Genomic DNA, 23,121 nt, shown 5'->3' with positions numbered 1-23,121 from the left:
GTCCAGGCTTCTTTATAGTTTACGATGGACCACTGGCAACAATCCAAGGAATTGCAAGAGAAATATTCCAGCTCCTTAGCTTTTGACACAAAAAAAGCTGCCCAAATCTGAGCAGCCTTTGATATTATCTTAAAGAAAAGTTATTTCTTCAGAATTTTTTGGGATACTGGCTGTCCATCTACAGAACCTGTAACGATGTACATACCTGGCTGAAGTTCTGAAGCATCAAGTGCACGTGTGTTGGAAACTGAAGCAGTTTTCACCACCTGACCGTTCATGTTATAAATTTTAACATCAGCTTTTGCACCGAAGTGAATTGCATCTGTAACTTGAGTGTTCTGTACGAAAGCAGATTTCACGCTGATTAGATCGTTTACAGCTAAAGTAGACCCATTTGCAGACCAAGCTACGTTATCTACTGTTACTTGCTTATTTCCTGTAGCGGTTCCTGTTGGGTATGAAATTCTAACAGTTACAGGCCCTGCCTGATTAATCGTTGTTACAAAATAATTGATGGTTGCATCTGCTCCGGCAGCCCCAAAAGTAGGAGTAGTAGCTTGTTGTACACCATTTACAAAAACCGCAAGAACTCTGTTATTGGTTCCACCAGTAAATGCTTTTCTATAGTTAAAAGAGAACTGGCCTACTCCATTAGGAATAATAAATTCTACATAACTAGGCTCATCTGACCTACGAAGCATAATTCCTTTTCCATTAATTGCATAATCATCACTCGTGCCTAATCCCTCGTCACGACTGTGCTGAAAATTCACAATAACTCCCGGTGTTTCGCTAGTGAATGTTCCGTCAGCATAGCTTGACGTTAATACTGTCTGTGAAGTGAAGGTTTCAGTACCTTGGGCACTAACGCAAATTGCCATGACAGCAATTCCGAAAAATGTAAAGATTTTTTTCATTTTAATAAAATTTTAAGTTTAAATTATTGATACCGCAAAATTACTCTTTAATATTGAAAAGAGAAAATCCTGAGCTTTAATTTTATGTTAAGTAAAACACCACAATCCAACAGCATATTTTTCGTTACTTTTACACCGCTTTTGTGTAATTGTTTTGGTAAAAAAATTCCTGTTTTTCATCCTGTTCCTGTCCTGCTTTATTCTGCATAAAGCACAGGTTTTCAGTTGGAAAAATCCTAATCTTCCAAAAGACAGCATCAAAAAAGATTCCATTCTTACAGTAAAACTGGAGCAGGATGTTTTTACCCGCGATACGCTGGATTTTATACGTACCCAGAACCGTGTCATTGTTGATGAAGCTGTACTTGTAAAAAATGACAGACAGAAATTCCTGGGCGACCTTAATTCCAAAGGGTCGATCATCCGCGGTGTTACTTTCGGCAACAATCAGGGATCTTCCGTACAAAGCTCAATGGACCTGCAGATTACAGGAAAACTTTCTCAGGACGTCTCCATCCTTGCCTCAATTTCCGATCATAACCTGCCCATTCAGGCCGATGGGTATACACAGACCCTGGAAGAGTTTGACAAGATTTATATGCAGCTCAACATAAAGGACCGTTCCATCCTGCGGGCCGGACATCTGGACCTGGAGGATAACCGCACCTATTTTGGCCGCTACCAGCGCCGGAGCATGGGACTGCAGTTCCAGACCAACTTCGGCAAAGAAAACAAAACGTTTCTGGACGTCGCGGGTGGCGTAGCGCGAAGTGAATTTCACAGGATACGTTTCCAGGGAATCGAAGGCAACCAGGGTCCTTACCGGCTGACGGGAAAAAACGGCGAGAACTTCATCACCGTGATTTCCGGTTCAGAACAGGTTTATATAGACGGCATACTTATGAAAAGGGGTGAAAACCTGGATTATACCGTAAACTACAATACCGGTGAGGTGACCTTTACGAGTTTCCGCCCCATTTTCAGGCAGAACTTCATCACGATTTCCTATAATTATACGAACAGAAATTACTCCCGATATCTTTTCACGGGTGAGGTTAGGCACGAACGCGAACGTTTTCGCACGGGCTTCAGTTGGTTTCTGGAACAGGATAACAAAAACGCACCACTGGCCTTAAACCTCAGCGATGCCGATCAGCAGGTGCTTGTAAACGCTGGTAACAATCCTGACCTCATGTTTGCACCGTCGGGAACAGTTGCGGAATATGATGTAAATAAAATCCTTTACAGGCTCGTAAACGACCCGAATGGTGATTATTATGAATTTTCGGCCGATCAAACCTTAACCCTCTACCAGGTTGCCTTCACCTATTTCGGAAACCAGCTGGGCGATTATACGCTGGCGCAAACCACAAATAACGGCAGGGTTTTCCAGTATGTGGGACCCAATCAGGGCGAGTACCGGGCAGTCCGTAAACTGCCTTCACCCCAAAAAGCACAGGTATTCTCCTATAATGCCGAGTATCTGCTGAATGACGGAAAAATTGGCACTGACGTTTCCTTCAGCAATTATGACATCAACCTTTTTTCTTCCAAAGATGCAAAGCAGAACCTCGGTTACGCCGCACGGATCTTCGGACACAAGACTTTCACTCATCAGAACTGGAAGGGAACTCCTGCTTTCGAATATCAGCATATCAATTCACAGTTCCACATTCTGGACCGCATTAATGATGTGGAATTTTCCCGCGATTTTAACCTGACGAACGAGTTTAATAACCGCACACAGAACCGGTTTATATTCAGTTTCCTGAACCAGTGGAAAAACTTATCTTTCCTGAACTACCGCATGAACTTCCTGGACGAAAAGGACTTCTACAAAGGCTTTAAGAATGACCTGGACTTTGGCTGGATCACGGGGAAATTCAATACTAAAGGTAATTTTTCCTATCTGGACACCAAAGCCACATTTCAGGATACAAAGTTCATCCGCAGTGCTGTCATTTCGGAACGTCAGGGTGAAAAAGGAAGTTGGGGACTGGGCGGAAGTCTGGAACATAATGTGAAAAAGTTCAATGACACCGGTCTGTTTGGTGTGACCAGTTTCAGCTGGAAGGAGGTTTTTGCTCAGAAACGCATCGGTGACTCGGCGCGTACAAAACTTTTGGCGAAGGTCTATTTCCGCGACAACGATTCCATCCGGAACAATCAGCTGGAAGACCAAAATCATATCCTGGGTGTTATGGTGGAAAGCCAGATAATAAAAAGCGAAAGGACTACGCTTAACGCCCTGGTTCATTACCGCAAGTTTTATTATCAGAACGATGATCTGTTGACTCAGTTGAATAATGACTTTGTAGTCGGAAACATTCTGTACAATCAGCAGCTGTTCAATAACGGTATGCGACTGCAGGCTTTTTACGAACTGGGGAACGGGCAGGAAGCCCAGCGTGAATTTCAGTATATAAAGGTGACCGACGGCCAGGGTGTTTATAAATGGACCGACTACAACGGTGACGGTGTGCAGCAGCTGGATGAATTCGAGATTGCTGAATATGCGGATCTTGCCCAGTACATCCGGATCTACACCAACTCGGTAAATTATATCCCGTCCAATAAAAATAAACTTCAGTTGGCGCTTTTTGTAAATCCGTCGGCTGTATTAAATTCATCGAATGAATTCCTGAAACGTTGGAATTTCAACATCTCGCTGAACTCGCAGAACTCATTTTACAAAAAGGACCGTGTGCTGGTGCTGAACCCTTTCGAGAAAGATGAAGATCAGATCCTGAAAAACCAGAACTTCCTGGCCTCGGCACAGTTTAACCCAACCGAAAAGTCCGCCTGGAATGGGAACTACCGTTTTATAGCCAATAATAATCTGGTAAACGCCAATTTCAGCAATGAAGAACGGAACCAAAATTCCCACTTCCTGAATGTGGGCTACGGTATTACTAAAAGTCTGCGTTTCGATTGGGAAAACTCGTTGCACCATATCGAAAACGCCTCTCAGATCTTTGACACGCGCGATTTCATACTGAATAATTTTGAAACCAAACCTAAAGCCACGTACAAATTCTCCGAAAGCATGCAGGCCGAACTATCTGCGGCACTCCGCCAAAAAGACAGGGCAGACGGTGAAGAATTTCTTAAAACCCTTGATCTTACAGGTGCTCTTCAGTGGGAGAGAAACAGGACGTCGGTACGCGCCAATTTCTCTTTCATCAATAACGATTTTACGGGAAACAACTTTTCCATTGTTGGAAACCAGATGCTGGACGGGCTTAAACCGGGAAAAAACCAGCTGTGGAGTCTGTTCCTGCAGCAGGCTATCAATTCCTTCATCACGCTGAATGTGAACTATGAAGGCCGCAACTCTGGTGAGCGAACGATTCACATCGGAAGTATGCAGCTGAAGGCGAGTTTTTAAGGAAGCTTAATCGCGAAGTCGCTGGGCGTAAAGTCGTTTATTAGTTAAGTTGTTTATCCGATAATTTTGTAAAAGAAGAATTGCGTACTTTAGTGGGGTTCAATTAAGTAAATGTCAACCTGGCAACTTTGCAATTCTACGATTTTACGGCTACATTGTTTCACACTAAATACAATACCTTGGATCATGTACACTTTCTACTTTGAAAAACTTGAAGTTTGGCAGAATGCACGCAATCTGGTAAAGGATATATATCTGGTATCCCGTAAATTTCCAGACGAGGAAAGGTTTGGCATTACTAACCAACTCAGGAGGGCAGCGACGGGCATTATGGCAAACAATGCGGAGGGCACGGGAAAAAGCACGAATAAGGATAAATCCAGATTCATAAATATTGCTTACAGTACAGGTTTAGAGGTTATCAGTTTTCTAGTCCTGGCGCGTGATCTGGATTTAATTTCTGAAGAAGAATACATTGAACTTCGACATCAAACTGAAAAAATCACCAATCAACTTAATGCGTTCTATAACTCACTGAAATAATGGTGTAAAGTTGTTGGGCGTAAAGTCGCGTAGGAAAGCGTAAATTCGCAATGATGTTTCGCTCTCCAAAACCACTTCACGACCAGCAATTTGTCCCGGGCGCTAATCAACTAAACAACTTTTACACCCAATGCTTCTCGATTTCAAAACTTTACAACTGAACATCTTTTAAGCCATCCGATTTTGCAGTTTTACAACTTTACGATTTCACCCCCAACGCCACTACACCTTTACGACTTAACGTCTTTACCTCTAACAATCCAATTCCTTATCTTTGCAGAATGGTTAAAATTGGCAATATTGAACTTCCGGATTTCCCCCTGCTTTTGGCTCCTATGGAAGATGTTTCGGATCCACCGTTCCGAAGGCTCTGCAAAATGCATGGCGCGGATATGATGTACTCTGAATTCATCTCCTCTGAAGGCCTGATCCGTGATGCCATGAAAAGCCGTAAAAAGCTTGATATCTTCGATTACGAAAGGCCTGTGGGCATACAGATTTTCGGTGGTGATGAGGAAGCGATGGCACTTTCGGCCAGGATTGTTGAAACCGTAAACCCTGATTTGGTGGATATCAATTTTGGCTGTCCGGTGAAGAAAGTGGTTTGCAAAGGTGCCGGCGCCGGCGTACTGAAAGACATTGACCTGATGATCCGGCTTACGAAAGCGGTGGTGAATTCCACACATTTACCGGTAACAGTGAAAACCCGTTTGGGCTGGGACACCGAAACCATCAATATTATGGAGGTGGCAGAAAGGCTGCAGGAAACCGGAATCAAGGCACTCACGATCCATGCCAGAACACGCGCACAGATGTATAAAGGCCAGGCCGACTGGGACTATATCTCCAAGGTAAAGAACAACCCAAATATTGAAATTCCAATCTTTGGCAATGGTGATGTCGATTCGGCGGAAAAAGCACTGGAATACAGAACGAAATACGACTGCGACGGTATTATGATCGGACGTGGTGCCATTGGTTATCCCTGGATTTTTAACGAAATAAAACATTTCTTTGCGACCGGCGAGCATTTACCGGAGCCCACCATCGAAGACCGGCTGCTGGCGGTCCGTCAGCATGCGGAATGGAGTGCTGAGTGGAAAGGCGAACGTCTGGGACTTATTGAGATGAGGCAGCACTACAGCAATTATTTCCGCGGAATCCCGCACTTCAAAGATTTCAGAAGAAAATTCCTGGAAGTATTTACGTTGGAGGAAATGGATGGTGTAATTGAAGAGGCCAGTAATTTTTACAGAGAGCATCAATTTTCATAAAATATTAAACCCACAAATTTTTCTGTGGGTTCATTTTTTTATGGAGCAATTATTTAATAACCTGCCGAAGAGCCCGAGTTTTTAAGTAAAGCCAAAGCTGAAGACGTTCCAATCCTTTTAACACCCAAACTTATCATCTTTTCGGCATCATCGGGAGAGCGCACACCGCCGGCGGCTTTTACAGGAAGCTTTCCGGCATGGTCCAGCATGATTTTTATGCCCTCAAAAGTAGCACCGTTTGGTTTACCACCTTCTGTAACATAGAATCCTGTAGAGGATTTCACAAAGACCTGGTCTTCTTTCCCGGGGAAGTTTTCAGTGATCCATTTTGCAATCAGCGCAGTAATTTCTGCTACCTGGGCGTCGGTAAGCGCGGCAATTTCAATAATCCACTTTGCTACCTTATTATGATCGAGGCAGAAGCGTGTGCATTGCACCACCTCATCTTCTACAAGATCAAGTTGACCTTTTTTGTAAGCTTCATAATTAATCACGAAATCCAGTTCATCAACGCCGTCATCAATTGCTTTACGGGCTTCACCCAGTTTTGCTTCTGTGGAGTTGGTACCTTCATGAAATCCAATCACCGTACCCACCTTTACGTCCGCCGTTTTATCAGAAATATATTCTTTAACCTGTTTCACATAATCCGGGCGGATCATGACAGCGAAAATATTATTTGCAATTGCCTCATCCACCAGCGAAAGGACGGTTTCAAGTGTTTCCTTTTCAGAAAGCCCCGACTGTTCCGAGGTCTTCAGATAAGTTGAGTCGAGATACTTATTGATTTCCATTTATCTTCAGCTAAAATTCATTAAAATATCACACTTTGAGCTGTCGGCCGATGCTCTGTTCCAGCGAAATGAAAGTCTCCGTTCTGGTAACGCCTTTCAGTTTTTGAAGTTTGTTCAGTATCTCCATCAGGTGATCATTGTCCTTGCACAGGACCTTCAGGAAGACGGTATAGTTTCCGGTGGTGTAATGAGCTTCCACAACCTCATTAACTTCTTTCAGCGCTTTTACCACATCCGGATACTGGTTGGGCTGCTCCAGGAAAACACCGATATATGCTACCACTTTGTAACCTATTTTACGTGCATTCAGGAAGGAGATTGAGTTTTCAATCACGCCCGCCTGTTCCAGTTTCTTAATACGCTGATGAACAGCCGTAGTAGATATGCCTACATTTTTGGCGATATGCGCAAGAGATGTTTTGGCATTATCCATAAGCATATGAATTATTTTCTTGTCAATAGCATCCAGCAGATAGCCAATATTAGTTGCGTTTTTCATACTATTTTTTTTCAATTTTTTTTATAATTTTTGCGGAATTTTAACAGCACGGGAAAATGATCGCTGTATCCTCCCAGGTAACGTGAACCTACAAAAGTGCGGAATGGTCTGCCTTCAAACTTACGGTCCCAACTCTTCAGCTTTGGGTGATCAAAAACATCTGCTGACTCATACTTCAGAAGTGCCTCTTCTTTAAAAAAATCATCAGAAATAAGCATTTGGTCAAAAAGTAAGCCAAATTGACGGTGATAAGTTGAAAATTTACCTTTCATAAAGAGTTCCAGAAACGGATTGGAAAGTATTTTCTCATTATTGCTTCCATAAGTAATGCTTCTAATGTTTTCCTCATCCGGATTTTCATTGAAATCACCCATAAGCAGAACAGCTTCACCCAATTCAGTCATTTCAACAATCCTTTCCCTGATATCCGTGAGGATGACATCCCGCCTGGGTTTGTTAATGTCCTTTTCCCTTTTGGAAGGCAAATGGAATACAAAGACATTCACCGTGGAAAAGCCGTACATAAGTTTTACGTGAAGTACGTCCCGTGTAGTATCATATTTTTCGGGATCGGTCCCTTCAATTTCAAAGAAGTAACTGATGGGTTCGCTGGATATTACCTCCACTTTTGAACTGTCATATATGAGCGCCACATCCACGCCCCTTTCATCCATGGATTCATAATGAACCACGCGAAACCGACCTTCAAAAACAGGCTGCGCCACCAGCTCCTGAAGCACAGCGTCACCCTGAATTTCAGCCAAACCGATTACCATGGGCAAGACGCCGTGCTTATCGCGGATCAACTGAAAAACCTGTGCAATTTTCTGCAGTTTATTCTGAAAACGGAACCGGTCCCAGTTGCGCAGGCCGGAGAACTCAATATTGGGAAGTTGTGAAGTCCGGGCCTCTGCACTGTAGAAATTCTCTGTATTGTAAAAAACGGCCAGTTCGTGAATAGCACTGCCAAAGTATCCGTTACTCATATATAAATGTAAATGTAAAGATATTATTTTACTATTCCGAATATCCTTAGGGCTAAGAACTGCATAAAAATGTAAAATACATGGGCTTTAGTGCATTTATATAAAAGTGGAATGTCTTGACAGACTATTATTTTTTAGTTTTATAATGAAAAAGCGCCCGGAAAGATCCGCGCGCTGTAAACTGTATTTATTATGGTTTATGGGTAAGGTGCTATTTCTACTTCCAAACCTTCTATTTCCTCACTGATATGGATCTGGCAACCCAAACGCGAGTTGTCCTGCACATGGAAGGCTTCGCCCAGCATGGCATCTTCTTCATCACCCATCTCAGTCAGTTTGTCGCCATTATTTATAACATAGACCTGACAGGAAGCACACATCGCCATACCGCCACAGACACCTATAGTGCCTTCTTCGGCAAGCTCGTAAGCGCGGATAACCTCCATAAGGTTCATGGACATATCCGTGGGTGCCGCAATATCGTGCGTAATGCCTTCGCGGTCGGTAATTTTTATGTTGATATCAGACATGACGGTACTCAAAGTTAATTAATACTTAATCGATTTTCTTCACCACGGCCTTTTCCGCTTCCTTGCGGCTGCCGTCGAAACCGTCAACCCCACTTACCGTTGTGTATTTGAGGACGAATTTCTTACCCGGATTCATCCGGTTGTACACACTCTGGCACATCAGTGTGGCTTCGTGGAAACCACAAAGGATAAGTTTAAGTTTACCCGGATAGGTATTGATGTCACCTACGGCGTACACCCCTTCAATATTGGTTTGATAGTCCAGTGCATTATTTACTTTAATGGCGTTTTTCTCAATTTCCAGTCCCCAGTTGGCCAAGTCGCCCAGCTTAGGCGTAAGTCCGAAAAGAGGAATAAAGAAATCGGCTTCGATATCACGGGTTTCACCACCTGCATCAACCGTAATGGATTGCAGATGTGTATCGCCATGCAATGCGGTTACTTCGGCCGGAGTGATCAGTTTCAGTTTGCCGGCATCTTTAAGCACCTGTACTTTCTCCACAGAATCCAATGCGCCGCGGAATTCATTGCGTCTGTGAATCAGCGTCACCTCACTGGCCACATTGCTCAGGAAAATACTCCAGTCCAGGGCAGAGTCGCCCCCACCTGCAATAACTACCTTCTTATTCCGGAAATGTTCAGGCTCTTTAACAAAATACTCAACACCGTTTTCTTCAAATTTGTCCAGATTCTCGAGATGTTCCGGCTTACGCGGTGAGAAAGTTCCCAACCCACCGGCTATAGCCACAGCTCTTGCTCTGTGTATTGTACCTTTGTTGGTCACCACTTCAAACCAGTTGTCATCAATTTTCGTTAATGTTTCTGCTGTTTCAGCAAGCGTAAATCCCGGCTGAAACTGTTTGATCTGCTCCATAAGGTTATCTACAAGCTCACCTGCATTGATGGTGGGATAGCCGGGGATATCGAATATAGGTTTCTTCGGATACAACTCCTGTAACTGACCGCCGGCCTGGGGCAGTGCGTCAATAATATGGCACTTTATCTTTAGCAAACCAGCTTCGAACACAGCAAAAAGTCCTGTAGGTCCGGCTCCGATAATCAGCAAATCCGTTGTAATCATTGATTGAATCTTTTATTTTTTTGAAGTAAAACTTTGCAAAAATACTAAAAAAATTATGAAGCTCCGGTGACGCGCTGCCATATTCAAGCCCTGAAATACCTGACAAAAGTCAATCACAAAGCACTTATCTTTGTGGCAAAGATTTTGTAAAAACATATGTATGAAAAAATTACTCAGCATTCTTGCTGCCCTGATGTTCCTCTATATTTTCCCACAAAAACTTGACAATATAAATTCCGGTGAAATGCTGACCTACCGTATCCATTATGGACTGCTTACCGCCGGTAATGCTACGCTTACCACACAGAAAACAACCTACCGCGGGCAACCGCATATGTATGTAAAGGGTGTAGGACGTACTACGGGTGCGGTAAGAGCAGTCTTCAGAGTAGAAGATCTATATGAAAGCTACATCAATTACAATACAGGTTTACCAAGTTTTTATGTAAGGAATGTAAAAGAGGGCGGGTACAGCCAGCATCTACAGACAACTTTTAACCATGCCAATCAAACGTTGGTGCTTACCGATAAAAAGACACCGGCCAATGGTTCAAGGACCATAAAATCCGTGGCGGGAGTTCAGGACATGCTGTCCGCATTCTACCATCTGCGCACGCTGGATCCTTCGGAGTTGCGTGTGGGTACAGTTAAGAATATGAATATCTGGATTGACGATGAGATGTTTCCCTTTCAGATCCGTGTAACCGGAACGGAATATATCAACACCAAATATGGACGGATTAACTGTCTAAAAATCATTCCGTTGGTAAAGAGCGGGCGCGTTTTCAAAGCAAAGGAAGGAGTAACTCTATGGGTGAGCAATGATGCCAACCATATACCGATCTCTATTAAGGCAGAATTGGCCGTGGGATCGCTTAAGGCTGATCTGGACGGTTACCGGAACGTAAAATTTCCTATGAGATTCATTAAATAAGAAAAGTGGCTTCGTAAGGCCACTTTTCTGTTTATACTGATCTGAACTGATCCAGCATTCTTTTGTCATTCTCGAAGAACAGACGGATATCGCCAATCTGATAAAGCAGCATGACAATCCTTTCTATCCCCATACCGAAAGCATAACCCGAATATTTTTCAGGGTCGATATTCACATTGGACAGTACGGCCGGATCTACCATACCGCAACCCATAATCTCCAGCCAGCCGGTACCTTTTGTAATACGGTAATCGGTTTCACTGTTCAGTCCCCAATATACATCTACCTCCGCACTTGGTTCAGTGAAAGGAAAATAGGACGGCCTCATGCGGATTTTTGATTTTCCGAAAAGCTCTGTAGTGAAATACTGAATGGTTTGTTTCATATCGGCAAAGCTTACGTTTTCGTCTATGTATAAACCTTCGACCTGATGAAAGATACAGTGTGATCTTGCAGAAACAGCTTCATTGCGGAACACGCGTCCCGGTGCCAGTATTCTGATCGGAGGTTCATTATTCTCCATATGCCGAATCTGAACAGAAGAAGTGTGCGTACGCAACAGCACATCCGGATTCTGCTCAATAAAGAAAGTATCCTGCATATCCCTTGCAGGGTGGTATTCGGGCATATTAAGTGCTGAGAAATTATGCCAGTCGTCTTCAATCTCAGGTCCCTCGGCAACGGCGAAACCTATGGACCGGAAGATATCATTGATCCTGTTCCTTACAATACTGATGGGGTGTCTTGTACCCATTTCCAGAGGATATCCGGGACGGGTAAGATCTTCCTTTTCAGAAGCAGCCACGGCTTCCCCTTCATTCTTCAACGCTTCCAGTTTTGCAGCTACGGCTTGCTTGAGCGCATTTATCCGCTGGCCATACTCCTTCTTACGGTCATTGGGTACTTCCTTAAACGTCTCGAACAGACCGTTCAGGATTCCCTTTTTTCCGTTAAAGCGAAGTCGGAACTGTTCCGTTTCTTCCTTTCCGGATGAGGTGAATGAGTTTACCTCGTGCAGCAGCTGGTCAATGTCATCAAACATTATCGTCATTTTTCTTAGTGGCGCAAATTTACAACATTCAGGACAAAGTAAAAAAGCAGGGCACGTTTATCGCGCCCTGCCTGTAAATAATGATGCAGTTCTTATTTCTGTTCCATCGCCTTGATGCGGATCTGGACATTTACTTCATTTTTAATAAGGCCGTTCTGAACCGGCACCTGGAACTTTACACCAAAATCTTCGCGCATTATGTCTGTAGGTTCCGTGGCAATCGAGACTTCACCCTGGCTAACGGCTACGTTTGCATTGAACTTCACCGGCTTGGTAATTCCTTTAATGGTAAGGTTACCGTCAAGCAAGGTGTTATAATCACCTTCGGACAATGGGGTCACATTTGTAATCTCGTATGATGCGGTAGGAAACTTTTCTACCTCAAAAAAATCGCCGGACTTCAGATGACCCTCGAGTTTAGATTTCTGTTCGGCATCACTTTTAAGATCCACATTTTCCAGCGTAGCCATGTCGGCCACAAATTTTCCGCTTTCCAGCTGTCCATCCTTCACTGTAACATCACCACTCTCAAACTTGATCGTGCCGAAATGACTGGTATTTTCAGATTTGAAAACCTTGAACCCTTTCCATTCAATACGGCTGTTCATGGTATCGATCACATACACCTGCCCTTCCCGTGTGGTAGTCACTTCTGAGGTTTCACTGGTCACAGGTTTATCCTTACCGCAGGAAATAGTTGCTGTGCCCAGTATCAGGGCTGCAAAAAGAGGAGATAGAGACTTGGAAGTCATATATTAGTCTTTTAATAGTTACATTTACGCTAAACTAAGAAAATATAATTTAACCGCGAAAAAACATAATTTTGCCGTCATGCTCCTGCAAGTAAAGAACCTCCACTTTTCACACACACCCGACAAGAAACTGTTCAACAATCTGAACCTGAACATTGATGAGGGCCAGATCGTTGCGCTGGCAGGTGAAAGCGGCTGTGGAAAATCCACACTGCTCAACCTTATCTATGGTTTACTGGACTGGGAAGAAGGGCAAATCATCTTCAACGGAGTAAGCCTGATGGGTCCAAAGGGAAACCTGGTGCCGGGCGAAAAAGACATGAAGTTTGTTGCGCAGACGTACGACCTGATGCCCTACTCCACGGTGTCTGAAAATGTAGGCAAGTTCATATCCAATATTAATTTAGGCGAGAAAAAAGCCAGGGTTCAGGAGCTACTCAGCGTAGTGGGCATGGAAGATTTCGCTGATGTAAAACCGCAGTTCCTGAGTGGTGGGCAGCAGCAGCGGGTGGCTATTGCCAGAGCACTTTCGGTACTTCCCAAGCTATTATTACTGGATGAACCGTTCAGTAACCTGGATTTTTCCAGAAAGATTGAATTACGGGAGCGACTTTTCAACTTCGTAAAGGAAAATAACCTCTCGCTTATGATCTCTACCCATGAGATACAGGAAGTTATGCCGTGGCTGGACAGGATCATTGTCATGCAGGATGGCAGGCTGATTCAGAATGACAGTCCGGAGGAGACTTACCTTAATCCTTATAATGCTTATGTGGCACAACTTTTTGGCGAGGTAAATGTACTGACAGATGACGAGAAAAACACTTTGAAACTCAACCGGAATCTGTGGTACCCTCACCAAATCAAGGTCGCCGACAAGGGTAAACCTGCCCAGGTTATTGAAAGCCGGTTTGCAGGAAGTTCGTACTGGAACCGCGTAAAGACCCATGACATCCCTCTGGTGATCTATTCTGACCGAAAGCTATATAATAACATCTGTCTCGACTTTACAGACCCTAAGACCGGTATATAAAAAAAGCTGCGGAATCATTTCCCACAGCTTCATATTTTTTTCAGATCAACCTTTACAGACTTGCGGTATAGGCGTTCCAGCCGGCAATTTTATAGTTCAGTGCAGCAGCCTCAGGATTATCTGCTTTATAAATGCCGCGTCCAACAATCATGAAGTCGGTATGCAAATCGTTAAAAACCTTTTCAGGTGTGTTATACTGCTGACCTTTTCCGTCACCTGTTTCAGCCATGCTTACGCCGGGTGTAAAAAGAAGAAGTTCTTCCGGAATCTGTTTCTGGGAAACCCCGCCAATCACGTTCGGGTGCGATTGTGCCACCTTCAGGGCTTCTGCGTGATATCCGGCGTCGGTAAGTGTGCCTTTGGACGACATCCCGAGGATAGCCACTACGCCAACATTCCTGAAACAGTCCAGTGAATCATAGCCACCGATTACCTGCGAGGTTACAAAATCGGCCCAGTTGGAAATTTTATAGATGCCATAGGAGAACTGAAGTTCCTGCGTATTACCAATGTCGGCAAACTTACGGTCTTCCATCAGCATGAAATTATGTTTTGCCGCCAGGTCTTTCAGCGGAAGAATGGTGGCATCCGGATCAAAATCTGTAATGATGTCGATATGGGTTTTAAGCGCCACAATATGCGGACCCACCTTATCAGCCAAATCCAGTAGTTCGGCTGTGGTCATTACATCAGCGGAGGCAATCAGGTTGCTTTGCTTTGCAACCGCGATCTCAAGAAGCCTTTTGGCTACCGAATGTTCTGCCACATCCAGTTTCTGGGCATAGGAAAGTCTTTTTTTCTCTTCAAACCTTACTTCATTACCCTTCAGGAAGTCGCTTATTCTAAGTACTTCATCACTGCTCAGGTGACCTTCTTCCTGCAGCATTCCGCAGACTTCGGAAATGGTGAAGAGTGTATGAACACGATAACCTTTCGATTCCAGAAGTTCCTTACCACCCTGCTGCCTGTCCAGAACCACTACGATATCTGACACGGAAATACCTTCATTCTCAATTTCAGGGATGGTTTCAAGCAGAGATTTACCACTGGTAATAACATCCTCCACCAAAAGGCAGTTCTGACCTTTGGTAAAGATACCCTCAATCATCTTTTTGGTGCCGTAATCCTTGGCTTCCTTACGTTTGATGATCAGCGGAATATAACTTTCAAGGGACATGGCCGTCGCCATAGGAAGAGCGGCATAAGGTACGCCGCAAATAAGGTCGAAATTATCAAGCGGAAGCATGTCCAGAAGGTAGTTCGCCAGGTGTTTTAAAATTTTAGGATCGGAAGCCAGCGGCCTTAAATCCACATAAAAAGGACTTTCTATACCGCTTTTGAGCGTGAAGCGTCCAAACTTAATAATACCCAGCTTATAACATTCCAGAAAAAATTCTTTCTTACTTTCCATTGATCATTTTACTTTCTTACAAAGTTAGGGTTTTCGGGCAAAACCGGCCGAATGCAGAAAGGTTAAAAAATGCTAATAGTAGCTATTGGCTGGTGGGATATGGCGTTTAGAGGAGGGATTGGCTCCATTGGATTACCGAGGTCTTAAAGCAGCGCTGATAGTATCAAAAAAATACAATGGAAAAATTTACATTGTATTTCTCAATATTGGGTCTGAAACTTATAGGTAATAGTAGTATCTTTTTTATGAATACTAAAAACCAGTTCCCCTTTTTTTTTTTTACGATAGTATCACCCAGTCCGATTTCATATTTATAGGAACTCCACCATCTGTTGTAATGATTACATTCACAAGGTTCTTTAGTTAGGGGGTCGTAACCTTTTGTTCTGAACATGGCAGAAGTATAGAAGGAGGGAGGTGTTTCTACAACTAAAATACATTCTTCCGCAGCTAATACCTGTGAATTACTATGATAATCAATGCGATTGAGGTAAAAGAACAAACCCATCACAAATACTAAACTTATTATCAAACTTATTTTTGGTCTCATACTTAATAAAACTGAAGGGATACTTATTTTTATCATTGAAGCAAAAATAATTTTGCTGGACAGCTTCGATAAGTTTCGCGGGACAACATCGGATTACTGTTTTCTAAGGATAATGGTTGCCCCATACTTTTTGAGTCCTTTAAAGGTATTAAAGACAATATAATCGTGGTCAAAGCGCATTTGCTTTATCGGAGGATCATCAAAAAAAGCAGTATCGTTTAACATGTTAAACTTGTTTGAATCATCTGATAATTGAAGGACATTACTTCCAAATTTTATAAACCCTCTCCTGCCACCTTCAACCAATCCAATTAATTTGTATTTCGGAATAATTACGATGGGGTTCAATTCCTGTTCTTCGTCAAAGAAGATTAATATTTCATAAACGCTTTCCGCTTTTCCGCCTATATCTACAACTACATTCTTCGAGTAAAAAGTCGCAGGGATTTTCCTGTTCGTTTCATTTACGATGGCGTAGTTTTCTTCCTTCACAAGCAATATTGCATCTTTAAAATAGAAAAAGCTTAAGGCAGCAATCAGTATCAGAGATAAAAAAAATATTTTTTTCATTTTTAGCGAGACTCTGTATAATAACTATACTCGTAATTATAGGTCATAGTTTTTTTACCGTCATTCTGTAAAATGGATTTCAGTTTTCCGCTACCGTCATAATTAAATGAATACTCAATCACTTTTTTACGGTCCAAATCTTCAAACTTGCGGTGTATCAATTTCCCCGCATCATAACGGTTGTTAGTAGTATATCGCAGCTTTCCAAGTTCATAAGTGGTGTGCTGAACTAACAACCTGTCATTATTATAGCCAAAAAAATCTTCTGTCCTGTCTGTCCTTATACTGACCACTAAATCCTCTTTGCGCTCTATTTTGATTCCCGACGGTGTTCCGTCAGGCTTAGTATAGTTCTCTGTATCATCTGCTTCGCCGGTATTAGCTGATAATCCAATTAGTTTTCCGTTATGAAAGTTATACGATTTAACTCTTTTTCCGCCGTCATCAAAGTGATTAGTTTGTATTAAATGTGGAGTTTCGTCCAGCAGGTGGCGGACCTTTGTATGAGACAGCAAAGAAATACTGTCCCGAATTTTGCGAACCTGAGACAGAAAATTATTCCTGTCCAAATCTAAACTGCTATAATCTAAAGTTTGATTAGCGAAATATTTCCTGGTCTTCCCCAGTTTTTGTACTCTAATTACCAGAAAGCCCGACCTGGAGTTGGCCATAACGGTCCGGTCCGTCCCTCCGTCTGCCGTATAGAAATGTACGGAATGCTCTGCTTTGGAATTTACATTTCTGACCATCTGAAACGCAGTTTTACCGTCAGATCGGAACTGCCTTAAAGCTACCTGCTCACCATCCCGAAAAATCCTGATTTCCTTCACGCCGGCATTCTCTTTTTGCCAAAGCGGAAGTTCATGCTTCGCCAACTGAGCATAGACCGGGGAGAACGCCAGAAGCAGGATAATCTGTAAAATTCTTTGTTGAAAATATTCTGTACCTATTCTATTACCGGCTTTAACCATTCGTTCTGTTTATGCTGTTTCTCAAAGTTAATGAATTCAGTTATCTTTGAGAAAATTATTATAAATGAAGAAGAACTTTTCCTTTCTCCTTATCCTACTTTCCCTACTCTCCTTTGGGCAGGTGGAAGAAAAAAAACTGGATGAACTCATTCAAAATACCCTGAAGACTTTTGATGTCCCGGGAATGTCTGTAGGAATCATAAAAGAGGGTAAAATAATCTATGCTAAAGGTTTCGGCGTGAATTCATTGGCTGCCCGGAATAAGATGGATGCAAATACCCTGGTCGGCATTGCTTCCAACTCCAAAGGCTTTACCGGCACGGCACTTGCCATCCTGGCGGATGAAGGCAAACTGAACTGGGACGATAAAGTGACCAAATACATTCCGGAATTCCAGATGTATGACCCGTATCTTACTCATGAGGTTACAATAAAGGACCTTGTCACGCACAGAACCGGACTGGGACTGGGCCAGGGCGACCTTATGTTCTTCCCGGAAGGTGGAAACCTTACCGTGAAGGATATAGTTCATAACGTAAGGTATCTGAAACCCGAAAACCGTTTCCGCTCCACGCTGGATTATAACAACATTATGTTCATTGTGGCCGGCGAGGTAATTACGCGTATTTCAGGTTTAACCTGGGCAGAATTTATTGAACAGAGAATTCTGAAACCTGTGGGAATGAACGCCAGCTACGGATCCTATAACCGCGCTAAAAAGGCCGGAGTAACCAACATCATAGATGCTCATGCGCCTGTAAACGGTAAAGCAGTTATGGTTCCGCACGACTGGAACGAGACCGCCGATGCTGCCGGTGGCATCATCAGCAATATAACAGATATGTTGACCTGGGCTGATTTCCTGATGAACGGCTTCACGACCAAAGACGGCAAAAAACTTGTTTCGGACAAACAAATCCAGCAACTGTGGAATCTTCAGATCTCTACACCGGTAGCACTCAAGAACACCTATCATTCCAATTTTGCGGGCTATGGCCTGGGATGGTTTCTCACCGATGTGAAAGGACACAAGCAAGTCTATCATACCGGCGGACTGATAGGCACAGTTACTCAGTTTACACTGATTCCGGATTTGAAACTGGGTATTGTGGTACTTACCAACCAGCAAAGCGGTGCCGCCTTCAGCACAATTACAAATACAGTTAAGGATTCTTACCTGGGCATGCCCGACCAGAACTGGCTGAAAACATATGGAGACCGTATGGCGAAATACAATGCGGAAATAGAAAAAGGCAAGAAAGAAGTGTTTGCGAAATCTTCAGCGTTTGCCAAACTGAAAAATCAGCAGATCAGGCCGGAACAGATTACCGGAACCTATAATGACAAATGGTTTGGCGATATTAATATTACCCACGACGGCAAAACCTACAGAATAGTTTGTCAGAATTCGCCGCGTTTGAAAGGTGAACTTATCCCGTATACTCCAAATGTGATGATTATTAAATGGGACGACCGCAGTTATGACGCCGACGCTTTCATCAATTTCAGCCTGGATGAGAACGGCAAAGCACAGAGTGCGACCCTTAAACCAATTTCCGACATCACCGATTTCAGCTTCGATTTTGAAGACCTGGATCTGAAAAAGAAATAATAACTTTTAAACAGGAAAGGAATAAGCGGGGAGATGATGACTCATTTCCCCGCTTATTATTTAAAGCACTTTTAGCTCAAGCTTAATTGAATTTCCAAATATTTTCTTTGATATTTTTTCGAAATTCTTCGTCAGGTCAGATACAAAGAATTCATAGCTCGGACTGGCGTTATCACTGTTCAGCAGACGGTGCTTGTCCAGTATATGTTTAAGCTGGGTAGCCACAATACTCGGCGAATCAATGACCCGAACGCGGTTGCCATAAAACTGTTTTATTTCGGCCATAAGCAGCGGATAATGCGTGCAGCCCAGAATTAGCGTTTCAATGTTTTTAAGCTTGCTGTTACTCAGGTAATTATAGATAATGGCATTGGTTATAGGATGGTTCCTGAATCCTTCTTCAATCGCAGGAACGAGAAGTGGGGTTGCAAGCTCATCCACTTTGATAAATTTATTATGCTTACGGATGCTCTTGCGGTAAAGACCTGAACTTACGGTAGCTTTGGTTGCAATTACGCCTACATTATTATGGATTTCGTAAGCGACTTTTTCGGCTACAGGATGAATTACGTCGATTACAGGAACTTTTCGGTCCACAATGTCCAGAACCTGGTTCAGCGCATTGGCAGTAGCAGTATTACAGGCCACTACAATGGCTTTACAGTTCTTTTCCAGCAGGAAGTTCGTGATCTTTGTTGAATATCCAATGATGGCATCCCGTGATTTGTCGCCGTACGGCAGATGCTTGGTATCGCCGAAATAGATGAGGTTTTCCTGCGGAAGCATCCTTTTTATTTCCCGGGCAACCGTAAGTCCGCCAACGCCGGAATCGAAAATGCCAATAGGCTGACTGGCCTGAAGGTGGGAATAGTCCTCTTTCTGCTTTTTCAAGGATAATGGATATTTAACTGCAAAAATAACGATTTTTTAAACGTGCCAACCATATGGTTCTGCCTAAGCCATATTATTAAAGTACGAAGAGATCCGAAGCAATACCGTCTGCCATGAACCAATGCTCCTCCGGAATTAAGAGGTGGTCTTTTTCGATCTTCAGAATTCCCTCAGAAATTTTACCGGCAACGTCCTGATTAAAGCCTTGAAGAATTTCCGGACTGAAATTCCGGCTAAGTCTGTGCAAATCTACACCCCAAACGGTCCGCAGTCCGATCATAAGCATTTCGTTGAAACGGTCTTTTTCCTGAAGGTGTTCAGCTTCGGCAGGCAATATTCCTGCTTCAAGATTTTTTATATAAAAAGCATTATTGGCCGCATTCCAGCTACGCCTGTTCAGGCCATCGTAAGAATGGGCCGAGGGGCCTATTCCTAAATAAGGTTCATACTGCCAGTAGGCAGCATTGTGCCGGGAATGAAAACCGGGTTTGGCGAAATTTGAAATCTCATAATGTTCAAAACCGTTTTCTTTAAGGAAACTGCACATATAGTGGAACTCCTCATTTTGCTCCTCTTCAGCAGGTGCAGTTATTTTTTGGGTTCGCACCCAATTTTCCAGTGCAGTTTTCGGTTCCACAGTGAGCGCGTACGACGATATGTGAGGGACCTGAAGGGCCACCGCACGGTTAAGATTCTCTTTCCACATGGTCAGACTGGAAGTTGGAGAACCGTATATCAGGTCAATACTTAAATTTTCAAAACCATAATCCTGCGCACGCTTTATCGAGGCATCAGCTTCCGATGCATTGTGTGCGCGGTTCATGAGTCTCAGGTCATCATCGAAAAAGCTTTGGGTACCAATAGATAACCTGTTGATTGCGGTGGAGGACAACTCTTTAACAAAAATACCGTCAAGGTCATCCGGATTAGCTTCAAGGGTGATTTCAATATCATCCGCAAAGGAATAATATCTCAACACTTCATCAATTAAGCCTTTGATCTCATCCCCAGTAAGTACCGAAGGTGTTCCGCCACCAAAATAAAGTGATTTCAGGACTTTGTTATCCAGCTCCTCTTTCCTGAGGAATAATTCCTTCTTAATAGCCTGCAGCATCTCCTCTTTACCGCGTAACGAAGTGGAAAAATGAAAATTACAGTAACTGCATTTCTGTTTGCAGAATGGAATATGGAGGTAAATCATAAAAAAAAGCTCCGTTTTACCGGAGCTCCAAAATATTGTAATCGTAGTTTATTAATATCTGTAACCTCTTACGTTAATGAAGTTATCAAAGTTATACCCCAGACCGATCATAAAACTGTTACCACCGTATTCGGCAATATCAGAAAGACCGATGTTATAGGTAGCACCAATCATAATTTTGTTCAGATTTACCTTCACAACGGGTGCAATACTTAAAGTCTGGTTGTCAAATCTGTTCTGTACATATCTGAAACTTGCTCCGGCAGAGAATCTGTTGTAATCTGTTGCTACAGTTCCCATAAGGTTTCCGTCCAGCATTAGGGATGAATTGGTATCAAGTTTCATAAGGGCAGAAGGAGTAATGATTATTCCGTCTGTAATTTCCCAGTCGTATCCAAGATTAAGGAAAATCTTAATAGGAGAAGGTTCGTAGTTATTTACAATAGCTTCATCGTTACTTAATGCGATGTCGTTTACCGATGCACCTGCAAAGATGTTTTTATAGGTTGCCGCAAGACCGAAATTGGCATACATCATAAAGATGCTGTTTTCGCCGGAAAGCAATGGGTCATTAGGGCTGTCTGTATTAAGCTTGGTATAATCAAAATTCATATTATACGCTGTAACACTTGTACCGAAAGAGAACTGATCCTTCCTGGTTCCTTCGTCACTGATAGGAATAAAATAGGAAGCTCCCAGTGTAATACCACCTGCGCTGATAGGCCCGTTCTGATCTCTGAAAACAGAAAGACCGGCACCCACCCTGTCGAAAATATTGGCATGCAATCCTACAGACTGCACATTAGGTGACTCACTGAATGAGGAATACTGTTTTTGATAGTTTGCATTTACGTGCACATCATCCGTTTTACCATATTGGGCCGGATTAAAAAGAAAATCACCGTCTAACAGATATTGCTGATAATATGGTAATGTTTCCTGTGCCTGGTACGCGCCAGAGAATAGGGCGAAACAAACAACAGCATATAGTTTTCTCATAACAAATCAAGATTTCAGTTGAACAAATATAGAAAATTTATTGGTATATTTTTATTTTTCTAAATAATTTCTCCATTTTTTTACCGCGGCATCCATATCTGCGGGCATCGGACTTTCAAAGTACATTTCCTTCTTTGTAACCGGATGAACGAAGCCTAAAGTATGTGCATGAAGGGCATGCCTCGGCAGGATATCAAATACATTATTGATAAACTGCCGGTATTTGGGCAGGTTTTCACCGCGCAACGGGATATGACCTTCGTAACGTTCGTCATTAAACAGGGTATGACCAATATGTTTGAAATGCGCCCGTATCTGATGGGTGCGCCCGGTTTCCAGTTTGCATTCAATCCAGGTCATGTACCGGAACCTCTCCAGCACCCTGTAATGGGAAACTGCATGTTTACCCTGGCTCCCGTCTTCATACACTGTCATCTGCATACGGTTCTTCGGATGCCTCCCAATATGCCCGGTAATGGTTCCTTCATCATTTTCCATATTACCCCACACAAAAGCCCAGTAGAGCCTTTTTGTTTTGCGGTCAAAAAACTGCTTGGCTAGAAAGCTAAGTGCATACTCGTTCTTAGCCACTACCAGAAGCCCGGAGGTATCTTTATCTATCCTGTGAACCAGACCCACGCGGTCCAGATCGGACTTTACGCCGTTCTTTTCAAAGTGGAACGCCAGGGCATTAACCAGGGTTCCGTCCCAGTTGCCGTGGCCCGGATGAACCACCATTCCCGCTTCTTTGTCTACAACAACCAGGTCGTCATCTTCGTAAATAATATTAATCGGAATTTCCTGCGGCACAACTACATTTACCCGCGGCGGACGCGCCAGCAGAACAGAGATTTCATCTCCGGGTTTCACCCTGTAGTTTTGCTTGACCACACTCCCGTTCACAACCACATTGCCGGCCCGGCAGGTTTGGGAAATTTTATTTCTTGAAGAATTCTGGCGGAAGTTAAGCAGGTACTTGTCTATCCGCAAAGGTTCCTGTCCTCTGTCTACCTTTAAGCTCAGATGTTCAAACAGCCCACTGTTTTCACCGCTATCCGCTTCGGATTCCGGCAAGTCTTCTTCAAATAATTCTTCGCTATCCTCTAACATATTAGTTTAATACAGGCTTCGCAG

At 43.1% G+C, this 23,121-nt stretch carries 21 protein-coding genes; 6 read left to right on the top strand and 15 right to left on the bottom strand.

Annotation, left to right across the window (positions count from 1 at the left end):
• Nucleotides 1-140: 140 nt before the first annotated feature.
• Nucleotides 141-917 (bottom strand): T9SS type A sorting domain-containing protein, encoded by a 777-nt coding sequence (locus F7R58_RS02600; RefSeq protein ID WP_158063406.1) that lies wholly within the window; start codon nucleotides 915-917, stop codon nucleotides 141-143.
• Nucleotides 918-1,071: 154 nt separating this feature from the next.
• Between F7R58_RS02600 and F7R58_RS02595 the strand changes: the two genes are divergently transcribed.
• From F7R58_RS02595 to dusB, 3 genes are all read left to right on the top strand, one after another.
• On the top strand, nucleotides 1,072-4,305 hold the full coding sequence (locus F7R58_RS02595) for a hypothetical protein (protein ID WP_410493607.1): 3,234 nt from the start codon (nucleotides 1,072-1,074) through the stop codon (nucleotides 4,303-4,305).
• Nucleotides 4,306-4,491: 186 nt separating this feature from the next.
• Nucleotides 4,492-4,848, top strand: coding sequence for a four helix bundle protein (locus tag F7R58_RS02590; protein ID WP_158063405.1), 357 nt, complete (start codon nucleotides 4,492-4,494; stop codon nucleotides 4,846-4,848).
• A 281-nt stretch (nucleotides 4,849-5,129) separates the two neighbouring features.
• Complete coding sequence (gene dusB / locus F7R58_RS02585; RefSeq protein ID WP_158063404.1) at nucleotides 5,130-6,122, top strand: tRNA dihydrouridine synthase DusB; 993 nt, start codon at nucleotides 5,130-5,132, stop codon at nucleotides 6,120-6,122.
• Between the two features lie 53 nt (nucleotides 6,123-6,175).
• Here dusB and deoC read toward each other — a convergent pair whose 3' ends face one another.
• From deoC to F7R58_RS02560, 5 genes are all read right to left on the bottom strand, one after another.
• Nucleotides 6,176-6,916 carry a deoxyribose-phosphate aldolase gene (deoC, locus tag F7R58_RS02580; RefSeq protein ID WP_158063403.1) on the bottom strand — a complete coding sequence of 247 codons (741 nt, stop codon included), beginning with the start codon at nucleotides 6,914-6,916 and terminating at the stop codon, nucleotides 6,176-6,178.
• Between the two features lie 28 nt (nucleotides 6,917-6,944).
• A complete protein-coding gene (locus F7R58_RS02575; RefSeq protein ID WP_158063402.1) occupies nucleotides 6,945-7,415 on the bottom strand; it encodes an Lrp/AsnC family transcriptional regulator in 471 nt (156 codons plus the stop codon).
• A gap of 11 nt (nucleotides 7,416-7,426) precedes the next feature.
• Nucleotides 7,427-8,401: an endonuclease/exonuclease/phosphatase family protein gene (locus F7R58_RS02570; RefSeq protein ID WP_158063401.1), complete on the bottom strand. Its 975-nt coding sequence runs from the start codon at nucleotides 8,399-8,401 to the stop codon at nucleotides 7,427-7,429.
• Nucleotides 8,402-8,598: 197 nt separating this feature from the next.
• Entirely contained in the window at nucleotides 8,599-8,931 is a 333-nt protein-coding gene (locus tag F7R58_RS02565; protein ID WP_158063400.1) for a 2Fe-2S iron-sulfur cluster-binding protein, read from the bottom strand.
• A gap of 25 nt (nucleotides 8,932-8,956) precedes the next feature.
• A complete protein-coding gene (locus F7R58_RS02560) occupies nucleotides 8,957-10,012 on the bottom strand; it encodes an NAD(P)/FAD-dependent oxidoreductase (RefSeq protein WP_158063399.1) in 1,056 nt (351 codons plus the stop codon).
• Nucleotides 10,013-10,172: 160 nt separating this feature from the next.
• Between F7R58_RS02560 and F7R58_RS02555 the strand changes: the two genes are divergently transcribed.
• Entirely contained in the window at nucleotides 10,173-10,946 is a 774-nt protein-coding gene (locus F7R58_RS02555; RefSeq protein WP_158063398.1) for a DUF3108 domain-containing protein, read from the top strand.
• Nucleotides 10,947-10,977: 31 nt separating this feature from the next.
• On the opposite strand, the gene pheS is transcribed toward F7R58_RS02555, so the two are convergent.
• Both pheS and F7R58_RS02545 read right to left on the bottom strand, forming a co-directional pair.
• Entirely contained in the window at nucleotides 10,978-11,988 is a 1,011-nt protein-coding gene (gene pheS / locus F7R58_RS02550; RefSeq protein ID WP_158063397.1) for a phenylalanine--tRNA ligase subunit alpha, read from the bottom strand.
• 101 nt (nucleotides 11,989-12,089) lie between these two features.
• Nucleotides 12,090-12,749 carry a YceI family protein gene (locus F7R58_RS02545; RefSeq protein ID WP_158063396.1) on the bottom strand — a complete coding sequence of 220 codons (660 nt, stop codon included), beginning with the start codon at nucleotides 12,747-12,749 and terminating at the stop codon, nucleotides 12,090-12,092.
• A 79-nt stretch (nucleotides 12,750-12,828) separates the two neighbouring features.
• Between F7R58_RS02545 and F7R58_RS02540 the strand changes: the two genes are divergently transcribed.
• Nucleotides 12,829-13,782: a sulfate/molybdate ABC transporter ATP-binding protein gene (locus F7R58_RS02540; RefSeq protein ID WP_158063395.1), complete on the top strand. Its 954-nt coding sequence runs from the start codon at nucleotides 12,829-12,831 to the stop codon at nucleotides 13,780-13,782.
• Nucleotides 13,783-13,834: 52 nt separating this feature from the next.
• Here the strand turns inward: F7R58_RS02540 and pyrF are convergent, their stop codons facing one another.
• The 3 genes from pyrF to F7R58_RS02525 all read right to left on the bottom strand — a co-directional run bounded on the left by pyrF (nucleotide 13,835) and on the right by F7R58_RS02525 (nucleotide 17,284).
• Entirely contained in the window at nucleotides 13,835-15,193 is a 1,359-nt protein-coding gene (gene pyrF, locus F7R58_RS02535; RefSeq protein ID WP_158063394.1) for an orotidine-5'-phosphate decarboxylase, read from the bottom strand.
• 643 nt (nucleotides 15,194-15,836) lie between these two features.
• Nucleotides 15,837-16,313, bottom strand: a complete 477-nt coding sequence (locus F7R58_RS02530; RefSeq protein WP_158063393.1) for a hypothetical protein — start codon at nucleotides 16,311-16,313, stop codon at nucleotides 15,837-15,839.
• A gap of 2 nt (nucleotides 16,314-16,315) precedes the next feature.
• Nucleotides 16,316-17,284, bottom strand: a complete 969-nt coding sequence (locus F7R58_RS02525) for a hypothetical protein (RefSeq protein WP_158063392.1) — start codon at nucleotides 17,282-17,284, stop codon at nucleotides 16,316-16,318.
• 64 nt (nucleotides 17,285-17,348) lie between these two features.
• Here F7R58_RS02525 and F7R58_RS02520 point away from each other — a divergent pair, with 64 nt between their 5' ends.
• A complete protein-coding gene (locus F7R58_RS02520) occupies nucleotides 17,349-18,896 on the top strand; it encodes a serine hydrolase (RefSeq protein ID WP_158063391.1) in 1,548 nt (515 codons plus the stop codon).
• 60 nt (nucleotides 18,897-18,956) lie between these two features.
• On the opposite strand, the gene murI is transcribed toward F7R58_RS02520, so the two are convergent.
• The 4 genes from murI to F7R58_RS02500 form a co-directional block, all read right to left on the bottom strand.
• A complete protein-coding gene (murI, locus tag F7R58_RS02515) occupies nucleotides 18,957-19,787 on the bottom strand; it encodes a glutamate racemase (RefSeq protein WP_158063390.1) in 831 nt (276 codons plus the stop codon).
• A 76-nt stretch (nucleotides 19,788-19,863) separates the two neighbouring features.
• On the bottom strand, nucleotides 19,864-20,988 hold the full coding sequence (gene hemW / locus F7R58_RS02510) for a radical SAM family heme chaperone HemW (protein WP_158063389.1): 1,125 nt from the start codon (nucleotides 20,986-20,988) through the stop codon (nucleotides 19,864-19,866).
• A gap of 51 nt (nucleotides 20,989-21,039) precedes the next feature.
• Nucleotides 21,040-21,987, bottom strand: coding sequence for a PorP/SprF family type IX secretion system membrane protein (locus F7R58_RS02505; RefSeq protein WP_158063388.1), 948 nt, complete (start codon nucleotides 21,985-21,987; stop codon nucleotides 21,040-21,042).
• 51 nt (nucleotides 21,988-22,038) lie between these two features.
• Complete coding sequence (locus F7R58_RS02500; protein WP_158063387.1) at nucleotides 22,039-23,097, bottom strand: RluA family pseudouridine synthase; 1,059 nt, start codon at nucleotides 23,095-23,097, stop codon at nucleotides 22,039-22,041.
• Nucleotides 23,098-23,121 lie beyond the last annotated feature (24 nt).

Source organism: Chryseobacterium sp., from assembly GCF_008831505.1.
In the GTDB taxonomy this organism is placed as follows: Bacteria; Bacteroidota; Bacteroidia; order Flavobacteriales; family Weeksellaceae; genus Marnyiella.
This window is presented reverse-complemented; position numbering and strand designations above follow the sequence as displayed.

Excerpts from the sequence above, each read along its gene's own strand:
- F7R58_RS02500 (WP_158063387.1), bottom strand. The coding sequence starts at position 23,097 with ATGTTAGAGGATAGCGAAGAATTATTTGAAGAAGACTTGCCGGAATCC.
- hemW (WP_158063389.1), bottom strand. The coding sequence starts at position 20,988 with ATGATTTACCTCCATATTCCATTCTGCAAACAGAAATGCAGTTACTGT.
- F7R58_RS02600 (WP_158063406.1), bottom strand. The coding sequence starts at position 917 with ATGAAAAAAATCTTTACATTTTTCGGAATTGCTGTCATGGCAATTTGC.
- F7R58_RS02570 (WP_158063401.1), bottom strand. The coding sequence starts at position 8,401 with ATGAGTAACGGATACTTTGGCAGTGCTATTCACGAACTGGCCGTTTTT.
- F7R58_RS02565 (WP_158063400.1), bottom strand. The coding sequence starts at position 8,931 with ATGTCTGATATCAACATAAAAATTACCGACCGCGAAGGCATTACGCAC.
- F7R58_RS02555 (WP_158063398.1), top strand. The coding sequence starts at position 10,173 with ATGAAAAAATTACTCAGCATTCTTGCTGCCCTGATGTTCCTCTATATT.
- F7R58_RS02590 (WP_158063405.1), top strand. The coding sequence starts at position 4,492 with ATGTACACTTTCTACTTTGAAAAACTTGAAGTTTGGCAGAATGCACGC.
- F7R58_RS02560 (WP_158063399.1), bottom strand. The coding sequence starts at position 10,012 with ATGATTACAACGGATTTGCTGATTATCGGAGCCGGACCTACAGGACTT.
- F7R58_RS02540 (WP_158063395.1), top strand. The coding sequence starts at position 12,829 with ATGCTCCTGCAAGTAAAGAACCTCCACTTTTCACACACACCCGACAAG.
- pheS (WP_158063397.1), bottom strand. The coding sequence starts at position 11,988 with ATGTTTGATGACATTGACCAGCTGCTGCACGAGGTAAACTCATTCACC.
- deoC (WP_158063403.1), bottom strand. The coding sequence starts at position 6,916 with ATGGAAATCAATAAGTATCTCGACTCAACTTATCTGAAGACCTCGGAA.
- F7R58_RS02530 (WP_158063393.1), bottom strand. The coding sequence starts at position 16,313 with ATGAAAAAAATATTTTTTTTATCTCTGATACTGATTGCTGCCTTAAGC.
- F7R58_RS02505 (WP_158063388.1), bottom strand. The coding sequence starts at position 21,987 with ATGAGAAAACTATATGCTGTTGTTTGTTTCGCCCTATTCTCTGGCGCG.
- pyrF (WP_158063394.1), bottom strand. The coding sequence starts at position 15,193 with ATGGAAAGTAAGAAAGAATTTTTTCTGGAATGTTATAAGCTGGGTATT.
- F7R58_RS02525 (WP_158063392.1), bottom strand. The coding sequence starts at position 17,284 with ATGGTTAAAGCCGGTAATAGAATAGGTACAGAATATTTTCAACAAAGA.
- F7R58_RS02575 (WP_158063402.1), bottom strand. The coding sequence starts at position 7,415 with ATGAAAAACGCAACTAATATTGGCTATCTGCTGGATGCTATTGACAAG.
- F7R58_RS02545 (WP_158063396.1), bottom strand. The coding sequence starts at position 12,749 with ATGACTTCCAAGTCTCTATCTCCTCTTTTTGCAGCCCTGATACTGGGC.
- dusB (WP_158063404.1), top strand. The coding sequence starts at position 5,130 with ATGGTTAAAATTGGCAATATTGAACTTCCGGATTTCCCCCTGCTTTTG.
- F7R58_RS02520 (WP_158063391.1), top strand. The coding sequence starts at position 17,349 with ATGAAGAAGAACTTTTCCTTTCTCCTTATCCTACTTTCCCTACTCTCC.